General features: G+C 62.0%; 14 protein-coding genes. 3 read left to right on the top strand and 11 right to left on the bottom strand.

Going from position 1 to position 19,000, the window contains the following annotated elements:
- Positions 1-93, top strand: a 93-nt coding sequence (locus CKW07_RS24765) for an IS3 family transposase (RefSeq protein ID WP_141234440.1), incomplete at its 5' end; no start/stop codon positions are given.
- Positions 94-182: 89 nt separating this feature from the next.
- Here the strand turns inward: CKW07_RS24765 and CKW07_RS24770 are convergent.
- Positions 183-635: a GNAT family N-acetyltransferase gene (locus CKW07_RS24770; protein WP_095147470.1), complete on the bottom strand. Its 453-nt coding sequence runs from the start codon at positions 633-635 to the stop codon at positions 183-185.
- Positions 636-901: 266 nt separating this feature from the next.
- On the opposite strand from CKW07_RS24770, the gene CKW07_RS24775 reads away from it, so the two are divergent.
- Positions 902-1,639, top strand: coding sequence for an ABC transporter substrate-binding protein (locus CKW07_RS24775; RefSeq protein WP_095147471.1), 738 nt, complete (start codon positions 902-904; stop codon positions 1,637-1,639).
- 124 nt (positions 1,640-1,763) lie between these two features.
- Here the strand turns inward: CKW07_RS24775 and yccS are convergent, their stop codons facing one another.
- The 10 genes from yccS to betI form a co-directional block, all read right to left on the bottom strand.
- Positions 1,764-3,947, bottom strand: a complete 2,184-nt coding sequence (gene yccS / locus CKW07_RS24780; protein WP_095147472.1) for a YccS family putative transporter — start codon at positions 3,945-3,947, stop codon at positions 1,764-1,766.
- Between the two features lie 128 nt (positions 3,948-4,075).
- Positions 4,076-5,254 carry an NAD(P)/FAD-dependent oxidoreductase gene (locus CKW07_RS24785; protein ID WP_095147473.1) on the bottom strand — a complete coding sequence of 393 codons (1,179 nt, stop codon included), beginning with the start codon at positions 5,252-5,254 and terminating at the stop codon, positions 4,076-4,078.
- 210 nt (positions 5,255-5,464) lie between these two features.
- A complete protein-coding gene (dbpA, locus tag CKW07_RS24790) occupies positions 5,465-6,802 on the bottom strand; it encodes an ATP-dependent RNA helicase DbpA (protein WP_371850677.1) in 1,338 nt (445 codons plus the stop codon).
- 156 nt (positions 6,803-6,958) lie between these two features.
- The gene (gene mdtD / locus CKW07_RS24795; protein ID WP_095147475.1) at positions 6,959-8,386 is read right to left on the bottom strand and encodes a multidrug transporter subunit MdtD; all 1,428 of its coding nucleotides are present in this window, start codon (positions 8,384-8,386) and stop codon (positions 6,959-6,961) included.
- Between the two features lie 135 nt (positions 8,387-8,521).
- A complete protein-coding gene (locus CKW07_RS24800; RefSeq protein WP_095147476.1) occupies positions 8,522-9,859 on the bottom strand; it encodes a TldD/PmbA family protein in 1,338 nt (445 codons plus the stop codon).
- A complete protein-coding gene (locus CKW07_RS24805; protein ID WP_095147477.1) occupies positions 9,859-11,301 on the bottom strand; it encodes a TldD/PmbA family protein in 1,443 nt (480 codons plus the stop codon). The genes CKW07_RS24800 and CKW07_RS24805 overlap by 1 nt, the downstream gene beginning before the upstream one ends.
- Before the next feature lie 160 nt (positions 11,302-11,461).
- The gene (locus CKW07_RS24810) at positions 11,462-12,157 is read right to left on the bottom strand and encodes an RraA family protein (protein WP_095147478.1); all 696 of its coding nucleotides are present in this window, start codon (positions 12,155-12,157) and stop codon (positions 11,462-11,464) included.
- Between the two features lie 267 nt (positions 12,158-12,424).
- Positions 12,425-14,128: a choline dehydrogenase gene (gene betA, locus CKW07_RS24815; protein WP_095147479.1), complete on the bottom strand. Its 1,704-nt coding sequence runs from the start codon at positions 14,126-14,128 to the stop codon at positions 12,425-12,427.
- A gap of 143 nt (positions 14,129-14,271) precedes the next feature.
- Entirely contained in the window at positions 14,272-15,744 is a 1,473-nt protein-coding gene (betB, locus tag CKW07_RS24820) for a betaine-aldehyde dehydrogenase (RefSeq protein WP_095147480.1), read from the bottom strand.
- A 179-nt stretch (positions 15,745-15,923) separates the two neighbouring features.
- The gene (betI, locus tag CKW07_RS24825; RefSeq protein ID WP_095147481.1) at positions 15,924-16,532 is read right to left on the bottom strand and encodes a transcriptional regulator BetI; all 609 of its coding nucleotides are present in this window, start codon (positions 16,530-16,532) and stop codon (positions 15,924-15,926) included.
- Positions 16,533-17,014: 482 nt separating this feature from the next.
- Here betI and CKW07_RS24830 point away from each other — a divergent pair, with 482 nt between their 5' ends.
- Entirely contained in the window at positions 17,015-18,955 is a 1,941-nt protein-coding gene (locus CKW07_RS24830) for a BCCT family transporter (protein ID WP_256577110.1), read from the top strand.
- Positions 18,956-19,000 lie beyond the last annotated feature (45 nt).

A 19,000-nucleotide genomic window follows, 5' to 3' on the forward strand; every position in this document is an offset into this window, starting at 1 on the left:
GAGTACATCCAGTATTACAATCACTCGCGTATCAGACTGAAGCTAAACGGCCTGAGTCCTGTTGAATACAGAACTCAGGCCGCTCAGGCATAGATAGAAAATCGTCCAACTTTGTGGGGTCAGTTCAGAGCGTGGGAACGATCAGGCACCAGTATTGCCCCCACTACAGGGCCTTGCCTGACCTAAGGCCGACGCATGCCGATATGTGGAATGTCGTCTTCCAGATATTCCACGCCCGTCACGACAAAGCCGTAGCGGCCGTAGTAATCCTGCAAATGGGCCTGGGCCGACAGGTAGATCGGCGTGTCGGGCCAAAGCTTCCCGGCTTGTTTGAGCGCTTGCTCCATCAACTCATGCCCCAGGCCCTGGCCCCGTGCATCGGCGGCAATCACCACACGCCCGATGACCACGTCACCGCCCTGTGAGGTCGGGTCGAGCAAGCGCAGGTAGGCCACCAGCCGATCACCGTCCCAGGCCATCAAGTGGCAGGTGTCACTCTCCAGATCCTGTCCGTCCACTTCCTGATAGGCGCATTTCTGTTCAACGACAAACACCTGCGTGCGCAGTTGCAAGATGGCATAGAGCTGCTCTTTGCCCAGATCGCTGTGGTGTTTGCAGACCCAATCGACTGTCATTTTCCCGTCCTGTGAAAAGCCTGTTTCCGATACTAAGCGTCTGGGGGCGGGATGTCTTGCGTGCATGAAAATCTGTGACAAAGGCCAAAATGCCATCATTCATTTCTCGCGACCCCGTCATCTTTGTGTAATCTGGATTGGCGCGCTTTTCAGTGGCGATGATGAGCCACTGTTAAAGGCCGGGGTTGTGGCCGCCAGGCGGCATACGGGTTATCGAGTTCGGCTAAAAACACGCTGGGCTGTACGCCCGCTAAGGATTTTTTGGCATGCCGCGATTGCATCGAGCCTTTGCCTTGATTGGATTGCTGTTCCTGAGCCAGAGCGCCACAGCGGAAAAATTACGCCTGGTGGCTGACGCATGGCCGCCGTTCACCGACATCGCATTGGTCAATGGTGGGCTGGCAACCGACATCGTCAGTACCGCCCTGGCGCGGGCCGGTTATGCCAGTGAGTTCGAGCAGGTGCCGTGGGCCAGGGCGATGCTGGGTGTGGGGGACGGTCGTTACGATGTACTGGTCAATGCCTGGTACAACGATGAGCGCACTAAAATGGGGCAGTTCTCCGGCGAATACCTGCTCAATCGGATTCGTTTCATCAAGCGCAAAGACACACCCATCGAATACAACACCCTTCAGCAGTTGCACACTTATCCGATTGCCGTGGTTCGCGGGTATGCCTACTCACCCCAATTCGACGCTGATGCGGCGCTGCAAAAAGTGCCGGTGCACAACTTCCCCATGGCGGTGCGCATGCTCGCCGCCGATCGCGTGAAGCTGGCGCTGGAGGATGAGTATGTCGCTCGCTACTACCTGGCGCGCGAATCACCCAAGGTGCGTAATGCCGTGGAGTTCTTGCCGCGGGCTTTGAGCGAAAACAGCCTGCATATTTTGGTCAGCCTGAAAAATCCCGATCATGCGCAGATCGTCGCGGGTTTCGACCGTGAAATTGCCGGGATGAAGGCCGATGGCAGCTATGACCGATTGCTCAGGCAGCACGGGATGTAAGTTCGATAGCTACAAGCTACAAGCTACAAGCTACAAGCTACAAGCTACAAGCTACAAGCTACAAGCGGCCAGCGTGAGCACGGTGAACCGTTCTGCAGGCGTTGGCTTGCCAGCGACGCGGCCCTCACGCCTGGGGCGTGTCCTTGATCAAATGCGCGGCCAGCGTGCGTAGCGGCCCCAATTGCCGGCAGATCAGCGCCAGTTGGGTCTGCACCAGGCGCTGTCCCTCATCGATCTCATCGGGCATCTGCTCGAGTTCGGCGGCCAGGGTTTCTTCGTCGTCACTCTGGATCGCAATCGGCAATTTGTTTGCCAGGCCCTGGGCGATGTCGTCGATGCTGGCGGCCAGGCTGGCGCCGGCACCGTTGATCAGTTGCTCCCGGACGTCATCCGGGAGCCGGGTTTCACGGTGCGCGCCGAGCCCCGAAAGGTAGCTGAGCAGGGTGTGGGACAGCACCAGGAAGCGGAAGCCCACGTCCGCCTCTTTGCGAAAGTGCCCCGGCTCCATGAGCATGTTGGCCAGGGTGGTCGACAGCGCGGCGTCGGCGTTATGGGCATTGCGGCGGGCCAGGCGGTAGGCCAGGTCATCGCGTTTGCCGGCGGCGTATTGCTGCATGATTTGCCGCAAGTAGATGCTGTTGCAGGTCAGGGTATTGGCCAGCACCTTGTTCAGCCGCCGGCCCTGCCAGTCCGGCAGGAACAGGAAGACGGCGAGCCCCGCGATCAGGCTGCCGAGCAAGGTATCGAACAGCCGTGGCAGGAACAGCCCGTAACCATCCCCCACCTGATTGAAGCAGAACAGCACCATCAGGGTGATGGCCGCCGTGGCCAGGGTGTAGCGCGTGGTGCGGTAGATAAAGAACACCACCCCGGCGGCGATGGCGAAACACGATTGCACCAGCGGATTGGGGAACAGGTCGAACAGCGCCCAGGCCACGGTCAGGCCAATGGCCGTGCCGATGATCCGCTGGCCGAGTTTGCGCCGCGTCGCGCCATAGTTCGGTTGGCAGACAAACAGTGTGGTGAGGATGATCCAGTAGCCCTGGGAGGGGTGGATCAAATGCACCATGCCGTAGCCGATGCTCAGGGCTAGAGGCAATCTCAGGGCGTGGCGGAACAGCAGCGAGGTGGGGGTCAGCTGCGTGCGCAGGCGTGTCCACACATCCTTGAGGTTGCGCGGCGAACGATCCAGCAGGCTGCTGTCGGTGGCATCCGCCAGGGCATCGGGGTTGCTGGCATCGCTGAGCAGGCGGTCGAGGGTGCCGAGGTTGGCCGCCAGTGCGCGCAATGAGCGCAGCAAGCCACGCCAGGCCGGGTTGCTCTGCACACGCAAGTGTTCCAGAGAAGCGTCCAGGTCGCTCAAGGCTTGCGCAAAGCTGGCGTCGTAGACGAACGGCTGGCGCATCTGGATCGACTCGGCCAGCGCCCGGCAGGCTTTGCCTTGCTGGCGCAGCAGGCGTTGGCAGCGGAACAGCACGTCACTGTGAAAGAACGCGTCGGTCAGGGCGTTGTAGGGATAGTGCGAAGAACTGGCGCGCTCGTGGATGTCCTGGGCAAGGAAATACAGCTTCAGGTAGCGACTGACCTTCGAACCTGGCCGACCGTTGCCGACCCGGTGCAGGATGATCTCCTTGGCGGCGTTCAGGGCGGCCACCACCCGACCGTTCTGCTGGGCCAACTCAAGGCGACGGGCTTCGACGTCCATCTGGCGGATCGGCTCGAACAGCGACGATTTGAGCTTGAGGTAAAACCCCAGTTCGCGAAACAGCCGCGCCAGGCTTTGCTGCACCGGCTGGTTGGAGAACAGTGCCTGCCACAGCACCGACAGCAAGCCGTACCAGGCGGCACCGGCGACCAGCAGCATCGGTTCATGCCAGAAATCGGTGACCGCGCCACCGCGCTGGTCCACGCCGATCATGGTATAGACCGACAGAATCAGGGTGGCCGAGGCAATCGCACCATAACGTTCGCCCAGTGCCCCGAGCATGGTCAGGCCAAAACTCGCCAGTGCCAGGGCAAACACGAAGATGTAGGGGTAGGGGAACAGCCACTCGACCGAGAACGCGGCAACGCTGAAGCACACCAGTGTCACTGCCAGCGCATTCAGGCGGCCCTGCCAGCTGTCATCGGTCTCGGCCAGGGCGCTGGCGATGATCCCCAGGAACAGCGGGATCAGCAGGCCCATCTCGTCCTGGTACCAACACAGCGCCATGCTGCCGGTCAGGGCGATGAACACCCGAACGCTGTAGCTGAACTTATCCAGTGCCCAAAGGCGACGCAGAGACTGACGAAACGAAGTCGATGACATGAAGTGCGAAGGCCTTCCGAGGCAATGACGCTAAATTGAGCCAGTAATGACGTCGACGCAATGGCGCCGATCACATCCGGCAGCAAAAAGTGTTCCGCTCGGTAGCCTCTCGCAGGTTTTGGGTCGGGTCAGGCGTACTGCGCCGCCGCATAACCCGAGGCCCAGGCCCACTGGAAGTTGAAGCCGCCCAGGTGCCCGGTCACATCGAGCACTTCGCCGATGAAGTACAAGCCAGGGCTTTTCAGCGATTCCATGGTTTTCGAGGAGACTTCGTGGGTGTCGACGCCACCCAGGGTGACTTCGGCGGTGCGATAGCCTTCGGTGCCGGCCGGGACCAGCTTCCAGCTCGCGAGTTTCTCGGCGATCTCGGCAATCTCGGCGTGGGTGTACTGCTTCATCGGTTTGGAGGCGAACCAGCTGTCGGCCAGCAGGTTGGCCATCTTCTTGGTGAAGATCTCGCCCAGCAGGGTTTTCAACTCGCTGTTCGGTCGCTCGGCCTGTTGCTGTTGCAGCCAGGTCGGCACGTCATGGTCCGGCATCAGGTTGATTTCAACCGTGTCGCCGGATTGCCAGAACGAGGAAATCTGCAGGATCGCCGGGCCGCTGAGGCCGCGGTGGGTGAACAGGATGTTTTCGCGGAAACTCTGGTCGTTGCAGCTCACCAGGCAATCCACCGACGTGCCGGACAACTCGCCGCACAGCTCCTTGAGCTGGTCGGTGATGGTAAACGGCACCAGGCCGGCACGGGTCGGCAGCAGCGTGTGGCCGAACTGTTTGGCCACCTGATAACCAAAACCGGTGGCGCCCAGGGTCGGGATCGACAGGCCGCCGGTGGCGATCACCAACGACTCGCAGGTGACCTGGCCCAGAGTGGTCTCCAGCAGGTAGCCGCTCTCGGTTTTCTCGATCTGCTGGATCGACGTGTCCAGGTGCAGGTTGACGCCCACCTGATCGCATTCGTCGAGCAGCATGCCAAGGATGTCGCTGGACTTGTTATCGCAGAACAGCTGGCCGAGTTTTTTCTCGTGGTAGGGCACGCCGTGCTTGGCGACCATCCCGATGAAATCCCACTGGGTGTAGCGCGCCAGTGCGGATTTGCAGAAATGTGCGTTCTGCGAGAGGAAATTGCTTGGTTCTGTGTACATGTTGGTGAAATTACAGCGTCCACCGCCGGACATGAGGATTTTCTTGCCCGCCTTGTTGGCGTGGTCCAGCAACATCACCTTGCGCCCGCGCCCGGCGGCGGTCAGTGCACACATCAACCCTGCGGCGCCAGCGCCAATGATCACGACTTCGGTAGAGCGCAAAACGGTGTCCTCAAAATGTGTAACCACAAAATCAGTGTGGGAGCGGGCTTACCCTGATGCCAGTCAGTTAAGGAAGTGAAGTCGCATTTGTAGGAGCGAGCGTGCTCGCGATGGACGTCAACGATAACGCGTGTTTTCTGATTAAACGCGTTGCTCTTGAGTTCATCGCGAGCAAGCTCGCTCCTACAAAGGTCGGTGTTCAAAGATTCCTTACAAAATCCGCACGCGCAACGAGCGGCCTTTGATCTTGCCGTCGTTCAGGCGCTGCAGGGCTTGCTTGGCGATGCTGCGGTCGACCGCGACGTAGGCCTGGAAGTCGAAGATCGCGATCTTGCCGACCTGGGCGCCCGGAACGCCGGCGTCGCCGGTCAGTGCGCCAAGGATGTCGCCCGGGCGGACCTTGTCTTTACGGCCGGCGCCGATGCACAGGGTGCTCATGGCCGGCAGCAGCGGGCCGCCGCCCTGAGACGTCAGGTTGTCCACCTGATCCCAGGTCAATGGCGTCTTCTGCAGTTGCTCGATGGCTTGGGCGCGATGGGCTTCGGACGGTGCGACGAGGCTGACGGCGATGCCTTTCTCACCGGCACGACCGGTACGGCCTACGCGGTGAATGTGGATTTCCGAGTCGCGGGCCAGTTCGACGTTGATCACCAAGTCCAGTGCGTCGATGTCCAGGCCGCGAGCGGCGACGTCGGTGGCCACCAGCACCGAGGTGCTGCGGTTGGCGAACATCGCCAGGACCTGGTCGCGGTCGCGCTGTTCCAGGTCACCGTGCAGGCCAACGGCCGAGATGCCTTTGGCGGTCAGGTGGTCGACGGTTTCCTGCACCTGCTGCTTGGTGAAGCAGAAAGCCACGCAAGAGGCCGGGCGGAAGTGGCCGAGGACCTTGGTCACCGCGCTCATGCGCTCTTCCGGGGAGATCTCGTAGAAGCGCTGTTCGATCTGCGTGTCGTCGTGGAACGCCTCGGCCTTCACTTGCTGCGGGTTGCGCATGAACTTCGAGGCCAGTTGCTTGATGCCCACCGGGTAGGTGGCGGAAAACAGCAGGGTCTGGCGACGCTCCGGGGCCTGCATGATGATTTCTTCGATGGAGTCGTAGAAACCCATGTCGAGCATGCGGTCGGCTTCGTCGAGGATCAGGGTGTTCAGGCCGTGCAGCACCAGCGAACCCTTGCGCAGGTGTTGCTGGATACGCCCCGGGGTGCCAACGATGATGTGCGCGCCATGTTCCAGCGAGCCGATCTGTGGGCCGAAGGACACGCCGCCACACAGGGTCAGCACCTTGATGTTGTCTTCGGCGCGGGCCAGGCGACGGATTTCCTTGGCCACCTGGTCGGCCAGCTCACGCGTTGGGCAGATCACCAGCGCCTGGCAACCGAAGTAGCGCGGGTTGATCGGGTTCAGCAGGCCGATACCGAAGGCCGCAGTCTTGCCGCTGCCGGTCTTGGCCTGGGCGATCAGGTCCATCCCCTTGAGGATCACCGGCAAGCTTTGCGCCTGGATCGGCGTCATCTGGGCATAACCGAGGGAGTCGAGGTTAGCCAGCATGGCGGCGGACAGCGGCAAAGTATTAAAAGCGGTGGCGATGGTGGTCACGGGACGGGCCTGCAAAACAAAATGTCGCGCAGTGTACCAGCCCGGTGGCCAAACGCCCGTAGTTTCCAGACGAGAAGTCGCCGAGCGCAGGCACTTATCGTCTGGAAACTAAGGCTCTATGTGCTTTTCCGGGCCTTTGTCCCGCCGTCCGTCATTTGGTGACAGCTGCAAAAAGATCGCCGCCGCCAGCATGGCCATGATTCCGACCGTCACAAAGGTCAGCTGGAAGGCCTCAAGCACATTGCTGGCAGCGCCGTTTCCGGTTTCTGCGGTAAAGCCGCCCAGCAACGCGCCGGCACAGGCCACGCCCAGGCTCAGGGCCAGTTGCGCGACCACCGACAGCAAGCTGTTGCCGCTGCTGGCGCTGGCGTCGTCGAGGTCGATCAGGGTCACGGTGTTCATCGCAGTGAACTGCAAGGAGTTGATCGCCCCCAGAATCGCCAGTAGCACCAGCAGCAGCCAATACGGCGTCTGTTCGCTGACCAGGCCCATGCTCGCCAGCATGATCCCCAGTGCCAGGGTGTTGCCGGTCAGGACGATGCGGTAGCCCAGGCGCTCGATCAACGGGCGTGCCACCCACTTGGCAATCATGGCCGCCGCGGCCAGCGGCAACATGCTCATCCCCGCCTGGGACGGCGAATACCCCATCGCCACTTGCAGCAGCAAGGGGACGAGAAAGGGCAGGGCGCCGCTGCCCAGGCGGGCGAACAGGTTGCCGAGAATGCCCACGGCAAAGGTCCGGGTTTTGAACAGCGAGGGGGCGAACATGGGGTTGTCGATATGCCCGGCACGCAGCCAATACGCGGCCAGGCAGGCCATGCCGGCGAACAGCAGCAACATCACCCGCAGGTGCGGCAGGTGCAGTTCTCCCAGGCCTTCCATGGCAATGGTGATCAGCACCATGGCCGCACCAAACAGCACGAACCCGAGGCTGTCGAAGCGGGTGCGCTCAGCGCCGCGCAGGTCAGGGATGAACTTCCACACGGCATAGCAGCCGACCAGCCCCACCGGCAGGTTGATCAGGAAGATCCAGTGCCAGGTCAGGTACTGCACCATCCAGCCCCCCATGGTCGGGCCGATCAACGGACCGAGCAGGCCGGGAATGGTGATAAATCCCATGATCCGCACCAGCTCCGAACGCGGGTACGCGCGCAGCACCACCAGGCGTCCGACCGGCAGCATCAGTGCGCCACCCAGCCCCTGGATCACCCGGGCGCCGATCAGCATGCTCAACGACTCCGACAGCGCACACAGCACCGAGCCGAGGCTGAATAGCACAATCGCGCCGAAGAAGATTTTCCGAGTGCCAAAGCGGTCGGCGATCCAGCCCGATGCCGGAATCAGCAAGGCCACCGTGAGCATGTAGGCAATGATCACGCCCTGCATGCGCAGCGGGTCTTCGGCCAGGTCGCGGGCCATGGCGGGCAGGGCGGTGTTGAGGATGGTCCCGTCCAGGGACTGCATGAAAAACGCAATCGCCACCACCCATGGGATCCAGCGGGCGGTGGTGGCGTCTAGGGCTGGGCGGTTGGGCATGGGACCTCTTCGTTTTGAGATGATCGTTCCCACGCTCCCGCGTGGGAATGCCTCAATGGACGCTCCGCGTCCGCTTCGGTAGGGGCGCGGAGCGTCCCGGCTGCATTCCCACGCAGAGCGCGGGAACGATCTGTGTCAAAGGGTCAAGGTCAGGCGGCTGACCAGCGCCCCTGGCAACAATGCCGAGGCGGTAGCGCGTTGGTCGTAGGTACTGGCTGACAGGATCAGCTCCCGCTCGCGGGTCAGCGCTTCCAGTTGCGATCCCAGCAAACTGTAGGCGCTGTCATCGAACCGCATGGTGCTCACCGGGGCCTGGATCTCGCCGTTCTCGACCCAGAAGGTCGCGAAACGGGTCATGCCGGTCAGGCGGGCGGCCGGTTGGTCCGAGTAGTTGAGGTACCACAGGTTGCTGATGTACAGGCCGGTGCCGAGCTGCTTGAGAATTTCGGCATCGGGCAATGTGCCGGCGGCCATGTTCAGGGCGCTGGGCGACTCGCCGTTACCGGCCCCATTGGCGCTCAGGCCGTACTCGGCGGCACTGCGCGAACTCACCAGGCGCTCGCCGGCGTTGCCGGCAACGATCAGGGCCAGGTCGCTGCGCGGGTAGCCTTCATCGGAGAACGCCGGGCTCAGGGAACCGCTGACCTTTTCATCCAGCGACAGCAGCGGACTGAAACGGCTGTCGCCGGCGTAGAGCCGTTGCAGCGGGCTGTTCTTACTGGCAATCGACTGCGCCGAGAACCCGCCCCAGCAGAGCATGCCGAGGATTTCGTCCAGCGCCGCGGGCGCCAGGTAGGCGCGGTATTGGCCCGGTGCGAGGGTGCGTAGCGGTCGCCCCAGGAACGCCAGTTGCTCACGCGCCTGCTGGAAGCGCTGGGCGAATCCCTCGTCACTCCATTCATGGCCGGCATAGCTGGCTTTCACGGCCTGGCCGTTGGTGTGGAACAGGCTGAAGTCAAAGTTGAAGCTGTTGGCCTGATGCCAACCGAAGGCTCCGGCGGAACTGGCAAAGCCCCGGCTGATGGGCCCTGCGGCGTAGAAGCCGACCAGATCCAGGCCTTCGGCGGCGCGGGCGATCGCGGTGACCACATGCTCGGTCTCCGGCAGGGGATGGGCCTGTACGCTTTTACTCTGCCAGCCGTTGTGGTTGAGCAGCAGGTACGGGTCCTGGGGCAGCCACGGCAGGGTGTCGCGCAGTTGCTGCAGGCTTTCGGTCAGGCGCTGGGCGTCGACCTCGGGATCGCCTGCCAGGGTGATGCGCAAGTCGGCATGACGCCCGTTGTTGATCAGTTTCAAGTCCAGGCTGGCCTGCTGGACCTGGCCGGCCTGGCGCACCTTGGCGTGGTTGAAACGCACGAAGGCGGACGATTCGGCGGCGTAGCCCAGGGTGAACTGTTCTGGCTCGCGCAGGGCGGTGCGCAGGCAGGCCACCAGTGCTTTGAATTGTTCGACCTGGCTCATGACTGTCGCCATCAGGCGTCTCCCCCAAACACATCAATGTTGCTGAACACGCAGGCCGGCGACGCATGGCCGACGCGGATCACCTGGTTCGGTTCGCCTTTGCCGCAGTTCGGCGTGCCCAGCACCTGGCGCGTGCTGGCATCGCCCACCGCGCTGAGGTTGCGCCAGAACTGCGCGGAGATGCCCCGGTAGTTGGGGTTCTTCACCACGCCCTTGAGTTCACCGTTTTCGATCAGTTGGCCCCACTCGCAGCCGAACTGGAATTTGTTGCGCGCATCGTCGATGGACCATGAACGGTTGGTCGACATCAGTACGCCGCGCTCGATGCCGCCAATCAGTTGCTCAAGCGACTGGTCGCCGGGCTCGATGTTGAGGTTGGCCATGCGGTCGATGGGCGGACGGTTCCAGCCGCAGGCGCGGCTGTTGGCGACGCCGTTCATGCTGGCCCGGAACTGCGACAGCGCACCACCGAGCGGGCGCTCCAGCAGGCCTTCGCGGATCAGGAATTGTTTGCTTGCCGCAGTGCCGTCGTCGTCATGGCCGTAGCTGGCCAGCTCCTCGGGAATATCCGGGTCGAAGGTCACGTTGAGCAGTCGGGAGCCGTACTGCAGGCTGCCGAAATCGCTGGTCTTGACGAAGCTGGTACCGGCGTAGTTGCGTTCATCGCCGAGGATCCGGTCCAGCTCCAGCGGATGGCCGATGGACTCGTGGATCTGCAGCATCATCTGGTCGGGCATCAGCAACAGATCGCACGTGTCTTGCGGGGTGTTGGGTGCCAGCAGCAATTGCAGGGCCTGATCGGCCACGGTCGGTCCGGCGCCGATCAACCCGCAGCGACTGATCACATCGGCACCGCCTTGCTGACCGAAGTTCTCGCGGCCCAGGCTGCGGGTCTGGCTGTCATTGCCGTCGTAGGCGGTGACGTCCAGCCCCGGATACACGAAACGTTGCGCCTGGCGCAGTTCGGCGCCAGCGCTGTTGAGGTAGATCTGCTCGACATGGGTGATGCCGATGCTGACTTCCCAATTCACCAGGCGCTCGTCCTTGGGCACGGCGGCGGACTCGGCGCCGAGCAGTTGGTAGCACTCGCTGAGGGACGGAAAAGCCTGTTGCACATTCGGTGACAGGTAGTCGGCGCGCTCGCTGGACACCGGCTGTTGGCGCAAGTCGAGCAGGGCATGGGCGGCGATCGAGCGGGCCTGTTGTTCGGCGCGCTCGAGGGCGGCTTGCAGGCCGGCACACGACAGGTCGTTGGTCGCGGCATAGGCTTCGACGCCATTGACCCGTGCGGTCAGCATCGCGCCTTCATCGCGGCTCAGGCGTGGCGGCTCGGCAACGTTCTTGCGCACCGACAGGTACTGGCCAGACTCGCGTACATAGCGCAGCGAAAAAAACTCGGCACCCGTGCGCAGTGCCGCAAAGCGCTGCTTGAGTTGGGGGTGGAAATCGAACATTCGGAGAACCTCCTTGTGAATACGCGGTGGCCTTGAGGGCCTCTTCGCGGGCAAGCCCGCTCCCACAGGATCTGGATCAGTCGCACATTGGTGATTCACACCCTGACATTGTGGGAGCGGGCCGGGCGGCGATCCGACTTGCCCGCGAAGCTTTTGCCGCTTAAACCGGGCAACCCTTGGCGCGCAGGATGGCGTCGAAGCGATCCGGGTCCAGGGTGCCGGCTTCGATAGCCGCAAGCGTAGCCTGTTCCCGCGCGAGCAGGTCGTGGCAACGCACCAGCAATTCCGGCAGTTCGGCCCGGGCGGCGGCGACCACGCCATCGCCATCGCCGATCATCAGGTCACCCGGGGCGACCAGCATGCCGGCGCAGGAGATCGGTACGTTGATCTCTCCACCACCGTCGGTGCTCGGGCCACGGTGTACGCCGCCGATGGCGTAGGCCGGCAGCTCGCCGGTTTGCCACTCGTCGAGGTCCCGCAGGGCGCCGTTGATCACCACGCCGACGATCCCGGCCTTGAGCGCCATGGCTCGCATGATGCCGCCGAACACGGCGCGGGTCAGGTCGGCGCTGCCGTCGATCACCAGCACGTCACCCGGGCGAGCCATCTGCATGGCCTTGAGGATCATCAGGTTGTCGCCCGGGCGTACGCGCACCGTCAGTGCACTGCCGAGCATCGGCGCGTTGCCGTGGAACGCTTTCAAGCCCAGGCCGCCGACGTTGCGGCCCAGGCAGTCGCTAACGGCCGCCGCGGGGATCTTGCTGAACTCGGTCAGCCATTTTGGATCGAGGGGTTCTACGTTGGGATTGATCAGGTAGCCGGTGGGCCATTTGCTCGAAGACACGACATCAAACATGAGAAAGCCTCGTGGTCAGCCAGGTGATGGCTTGTCGGTGGGGGCGGGGGGTGAAACGTTTGCGCGATACCTAGAGTAGGCCGGCGCGGGGGGAGGGAGCAAGGGTGGGGCGGTATAGGAAGGGGGGCGCGCGGTGTAGGCGGATCGTTCCCACGCTCTGCGTGGGAATGCCGCCCGGGACGCTCCGCGTCCCAATGCAGGCGTGACGCAGAGCGTCACAGGATGCATTCCCACACGGAGCGTGGGAACGATCACAGAAGTGACGGGTTACTGCGCGGTTGGGCCCACTTCACGCAATGGCTTGCCACGTACCGGGGCGGCGCCTGCGACGTAGTACTTGGCCTGGCTGCGTGGCAATGGCTGACGACCACGGATCTTGTCGGCGATTTTCTCGGCCATCATGATCGTTGGAGCGTTCAGGTTGCCGGTGGTAATCAGCGGCATGATCGAGGCATCGACCACACGCAGGCCCTGCATCCCGTGCACGCGGCCCTGACCATCGACCACGGCCATCTCGTCGGTGCCCATCTTGCACGAGCAGGATGGGTGGAACGCGGTTTCGGCGTGCTCACGGATGAATTTATCCAGTTGCTCGTCGGTCTGTACCTCGATGCCCGGGCTCAGCTCGCGACCACGGAAGGCGTCCAGGGCCGGCTGCTGCATGATTTCACGGGTCAGGCGGATGCCGTCGCGGAATTCCTGCCAGTCCTGCTCGGTGGCCATGTAGTTGAACAGGATGCTCGGGTGCTGGCGCGGATCCTTGGATTTGACCTGGATACGGCCGCGGCTTGGCGAGCGCATGGAGCCCATGTGTGCCTGGAAGCCGTGCTCTTTCACCCCGTTGCTGCCGTTGTAGTTAATCGCGACTGGCAGGAAGTGGTACTGAATGTTCGGCCATTCGAAATCCGGACGAGTACGGATGAAACCGCCGGCTTCGAACTGGTTGCTGGCGCCGATACCGGTGCCGTTGAACAGCCACTCGGCACCAATGGCTGGCTGGTTGTACCAGAGCAGCGACGGGTACAGCGAAACCGGCTGGGTGCACGCGTATTGCAGGTACAGTTCCAGGTGGTCCTGCAGGTTCTCGCCCACGCCTGGCAGGTCGTGAACCACCGGGATGTCCAGGCTTTCCAGAAGCTTGGCCGGGCCAACGCCGGAACGTTGCAGGAGCTGTGGCGAAGCGATTGCGCCGCTGCACACCAGCACTTCCTTGCGGGCACGGGCTTCAACGCGTTCTTCGGCGCTGCCAACCAGATAGCGCACGCCAACGGCACGCTTGCCTTCGAACAGAATCTTGTCGGTCAGGGCGTGGGTGACGATGTTCAGGGTCGAGCGTTTCTTGGCGGTATCCAGGTAGCCGCGCGCGGTGCTGGAACGACGGCCTTTGGGCGTCACGGTACGGTCCATCGGACCGAAACCTTCCTGCTGGTAGCCGTTCAGGTCTTCGGTACGCGGATAACCGGCCTGTACGCCTGCTTCAACCATCGCGTGGAACAGCGGGTTGTTACCGGCTTTAGGGGTGGTCACGCTGACCGGGCCTTCGCCACCGTGGTAGTCGTTCGGGCCGATGTCACGGGTTTCGGCTTTGCGGAAATACGGCAGGCAATCCAGGTACGTCCAGTCCTCAAGGCCAGGGTTTTTCGCCCAGCCGTCGTAGTCCATGGCGTTGCCGCGGATGTAGCACATGCCGTTGATCAGGGACGAGCCACCCAGGCCCTTGCCGCGACCGCATTCCATCCGGCGACCGTCCATGTGTGGCTCTGGATCGGTTTCGTAGGCCCAGTTGTAGCGACGGCCTTGCAGCGGGAACGCCAGGGCCGCAGGCATTTGGGTGCGAAAGTCGAAACGGTAGTCCGGGCCGCCGGCTTCGAGCAGCAGGACGGTGACGCCTTCGTCTTCGGTCAGACGGGTCGCCAGGGTATTACCGGCCGAGCCGGCACCCACAATGATGTAGTCGTATTCAGTGGTCATGAGATCTCCGGGAGCTGCAAGCTCCAAGCTTCAAGCCGCAAGCAAGAGCGGGCGAGCGGTGTTCTTGAGAATGGTGCGGCAAGCGCAGGCTGCTGTTGATCTTGCTTCTAACTTGCAGCTTGAAGCTTGCCGCTTCGGCCTACTCAGAAAACCGAGGCGTAATCGCCCAGCTCAACCTGTACCGATTTGATGCGAGTGAAGTTGTTCAGCGAGCTGATGCCGTTCTCACGGCCCACACCCGACTGCTTGTAGCCACCGACCGGCATCTTGGCGTCGGACTCGCCCCAGGCGTTGATCCAGCAGATACCGGCTTCGAGCTGATGAATCACGCGGTGAGCGCGGTTCAGGTCCGTGGTCACGACACCCGCGGCCAGGCCGAAGTCGGTGTCGTTGGCGCGGCGGATCACTTCTTCTTCGGTTTCATAGGTGAGGATGCTCATCACCGGGCCGAAGATCTCTTCACGAACGATGGTCATGTCGTCGGTGCAGTCGGTGAACACGGTCGGCGCCACGAACGCGCCCTTGGCGAATTCGCCGTCGGTCAGGCGACCGCCGCCGCACAGGACGCGAGCGCCTTCTTCCTTGCCCTTGGCGATGTAGCCCAGCACGCTTTCCATGTGGGCGAAGCTGACCAGTGGGCCGAAGTTGGTGTTCTCGTCTTGCGGGTTGCCAACGCGGATGCGGGCAACGCGCTCAACGATCTTGGCTTCGAAAGCGGCTTTCAGGTGGCTCGGTACGAACACGCGAGTGCCGTTGGTGCAGACCTGACCGGAGCTGTAGAAGTTGGCCATCATGGCGGTGTCGGCTGCGCGATCCAGGTCGGCGTCGTCGAAAATGATCAGCGGGGACTTGCCACCCAGTTCCATGGTCACGTCTTTGAGCGAGGAAGCGGAGGCGCTGGCCATGACTTTCTTGCCGGTGTCGGTGCCGCCGGTGAAGGAGATTTTTTCGATGCGCGGGTGCTCGGTCAGCCAGGTGCCGACTTCACGACCGCTGCCGGTCAGGACGTTGAACACGCCGTCTGGCAGGCCTGCCTCGGTGTAGATCTCGGCCAGTTTCAAGGTGGTCAGGGAAGTGACTTCGCTTGGCTTGAAGATCATCGCGTTACCGGCCGCCAGGGCTGGCGCGGATTTCCACAGGGCGATCTGGATCGGGTAGTTCCACGCGCCGATACCGGCCACGACACCCAGCGGCTCGCGACGGGTGTAGACGAACGAGGTGGTGCGCAGCGGGATTTGCTCGCCTTCGATGGCGGGCACCAGGCCTGCGTAGTATTCCAGCACGTCTGCGCCGGTGACGATGTCGACGTAGCGGGTTTCGGAGTACGACTTGCCGGTGTCCAGGGTTTCCAGGGCGGCCAGTTCATCGTTGCGCTCGCGCAGGATGTCAACGGCACGGCGCAGGATGCGCGAACGCTCCATGGCGGTCATCGCGGCCCAGACTTTCTGGCCTTTTTCGGCGCTGACGACAGCGCGTTCAACGTCGTCGAAGGTCGCACGTTGCACTTTGGCGAGAACTTCACCGTTAGCCGGGTTGATGGCTTCGAAGGTGGCATCGCTGCCAGCGTCGGTGTAGCCGCCATCGATGTAGAGTTTTTGCAGTTCGAAACGGGCCATGAGAGTCCTCGCAAGTGCATAAGTGGTTGGGCTAAAAACGACTGCGCTCGACAATCCTGGGTTGAAAACCTCTTCGTAATGCTCATTGACTAACGTCAACTCCGCCCACTCGTCGGTTTTCGCCTTGTCTTGCCTTCGCTCGCTACGTTTTAAACCGCGTATTTATTTAGTTTTCTGGTCTATGCACTCGTGCTTTTGCACTCCTGCTTGGCCAGTTGGATATCCATGTATTCGTAAGCGATTCGTTGCGCCTGCTCGGTGTCGAAAGCGTCTCCCGACAGCGCGCCGCGCAACCACAAGCCATCGATGAGCGCTGCCAGGCCGCGGGCGGCGCTGCGCGCTTGATCAAGCGGCAACACGCGGCGGAACTGGCAGCACAGGTTGGAATACAGGCGGTGATCGTTGATCCGCTGCAACCTGTGCAAAGACGGCTGGTGCATGCTGGTGGCCCAGAAGGCCAGCCAGGTTTTCATTGCCGGGCCATTGACCTGGCTGGCGTCGAAGTTGCCTTCGATAATCACCTGCAGATGAGCCCGTGGGCTGTCATCTCCCAGCGCCTGGCGGCGCGCGGTGACGTTCTCGCTGAGGACGCTCATCAGATACCGCATCGTGGCGGCGATCAGGCCATTCTTGTCCTGAAAATAGTGACTGATGATGCCATTCGAGACACCGGCCAAACGGGCGATCAGCGCAATGCTGGCGTCCCCCATGCCGACCTGATCGACGGCCTGCAACGTGGCTTCGATCAATTGCTGGCGGCGGATGGGTTGCATACCGACCTTGGGCATCTTGCACATCTCCTTAGGCCTTCCAGCGGTCGACAAGCGGCTGCTGGATTGAGGGCCAGTCTATTTTGTTTTGATTGAACGTTCAATCAACAAAGAATAAGATCTGCGACAAATCGTCGCTGCCTACAGGTTTTTCCTCGGTGTAGTCGGCGGAAAAACGACATCCAAAAAAGCTCGAAACCCACGCGGGGCATGCTGCGAACCGATAGCGACGGACGAACTGAATGGGCATGACGCTTAGGGTCATGTGCGACGTCTTGTACGCGCGCAAGACCTTCGAGGTCGGTTTTCCATGCTTGTGCCGCGGTTTCGGGCTTTTTTCGGGGTGTCTTTATATCACCCGTCGGTCGGCTGCCAACTAACCGATTGGTCGGGTACTGCTTTGCCTTGTGTCCTTCTCTCGCACTGCCTGGAGCATCTGTGCAATGAGTTCTGCCTCTCTTATAAAGACCCCACCCGAGAAGGTGACGGTCAACGGTTGGGTGTTCTACACCTCCACCGCATTGATTCTGCTGCTGACCGCCATTCTCATTGCCGCGCCGCAAGAAGCCGGGAGAGTGCTGGGGGTTGCCCAGGCCTGGTTGTCGCGAAGCTTCGGCTGGTACTACATGGTGGTGATCGCCGCCTACCTGGTATTCGTCGTGGGCCTGGCGTTTTCGTCCTACGGCAAGCTCAAGCTGGGCAGCAAGGACGACACCCCGGACTTCAGCTATGGCGCCTGGGCCGGGATGCTGTTCTCGTCCGGTATCGGCATCTCGCTGCTGTACTTCGGTGCTTCCGAGCCTCTGGACCACTACTTCAACCCGCCAGAAGGCGTGGCCGGCAGCAATCTGGCGGCGCGTCAGGCGGTACAGCTGACCTTCCTGCATTGGGGCCTGCATGGCTGGGCGATCTATGCCTTGGTCGGCCTGGCGGTGGCGTACTTTGCCTATCGTCATAACCAACCGCTGGCGTTGCGTTCGGCGCTGTATCCGTTGGTGGGCGAGCGCTGGGTCAAGGGCGCGGCCGGTCATGCGGTGGACGGCTTCGGCATGTTCGTGACCCTGCTGGGCCTGGTGACCAACCTGGGGATTGGCTCGCTGCAAGTGTCGTCGGGGCTTGAGAACCTGTTCGGCATGGAGCACAGCAATACCAACCTGCTGATCGTGATTATCGTCATGAGCACCGTGGCGACCATCGCGGCCGTGTCGGGTGTGGAAAACGGTATCCGCCGCCTGTCCAACCTGAACATTGTGCTGTTCAGCGGCTTGCTGATTTTCGTGCTGCTGTTCGGCCCGACCCTGCACCTGCTCAACGGCTTCGTGCAGAACATCGGTGACTACCTCAACGGCGTGGTGCTGAAAACCTTCGACCTGTATGTGTATGAAGCCGATAACGCCAAGTCTGAGCGCTGGTTGGGCCTGTGGACCCTGTTCTACTGGGCCTGGTGGATTTCCTGGGCACCCTTCGTGGGCATGTTCATCGCGCGTATTTCCCGTGGTCGTACCGTGCGTGAACTGGTCGCCGGCGTGCTGCTGATTCCGTTGGGCTTCACCCTGGCGTGGCTGTCGATCTTCGGTAACTCGGCCCTGGACCTGGTGATGAACCAGGGGGCGGTGGAGCTTGGCAAGACGGCGCTCGAGCAGCCGTCCATGGCGATCTACCAGTTGCTCGAGCATTACCCGGCGTCGAAGATCGTGATCGGTGTGTCGATCTTTGTCGGTTTCGTACTGTTCCTGACCCCGGCCGACTCGGGCGCGGTGATGATGGCGAACCTGTCCTGCAAGGGCGGCAACGTCGACGAAGACGCCCCGCACTGGTTGCGGATCTTCTGGTCCGTGGTGATCACGCTGGTGACCATCGGCCTGCTGTTTGCCGGTAACTTCGAAGCCATGCAGACCATGGTGGTGCTGGCCGGCCTGCCGTTCTCGGTGGTGCTGGTGTTCTTTATGTTCGGTTTGCACAAGGCGATGCGCCAGGACGTGCAGATCGAACAGGAACAAGCCGAACTGGCGGCGCGTGGTCGTCGCGGCTTCAGTGAGCGTCTGACGGCGCTGGAACTGCAACCGACCCAAGCGATCGTGCAACGCTTCATGGACAAGCACGTGAGCCCGGCGCTGGAAGATGCGGCGGTGCAACTGCGTACTCAGGGTCTGGATGTGCAGACGCTGCTGGGCAAAGCCAAGCGTTGCATGGGCGTGCGGATCGAGATGGAAGAGGGCAACCCGTTTGTCTACGAAGTGAGCCTGGACGGCTACCTGGCCGCGCCAAGCGAATCGCCGAGCCCGGATGAAACGCGTACGCGTTACTACCGCGCTGAGGTGTACCTGCACAACGGCAGCCAGGAATACGACTTGATGGGCTTCACTCAGGATCAGATCACCCGTGACGTGCTCGATCAGTTTGAAAGCCATCGGCAGCTCCTTGGCCGGGTTTACAGCTAAGACTTGAGGTGATGCGGTGCATCAACTGCACCGCATCACCATTGT

This window comes from Pseudomonas sp. Irchel s3b6, from assembly GCF_900187415.1.
In the GTDB taxonomy this organism is placed as follows: Bacteria; Pseudomonadota; Gammaproteobacteria; order Pseudomonadales; family Pseudomonadaceae; genus Aquipseudomonas.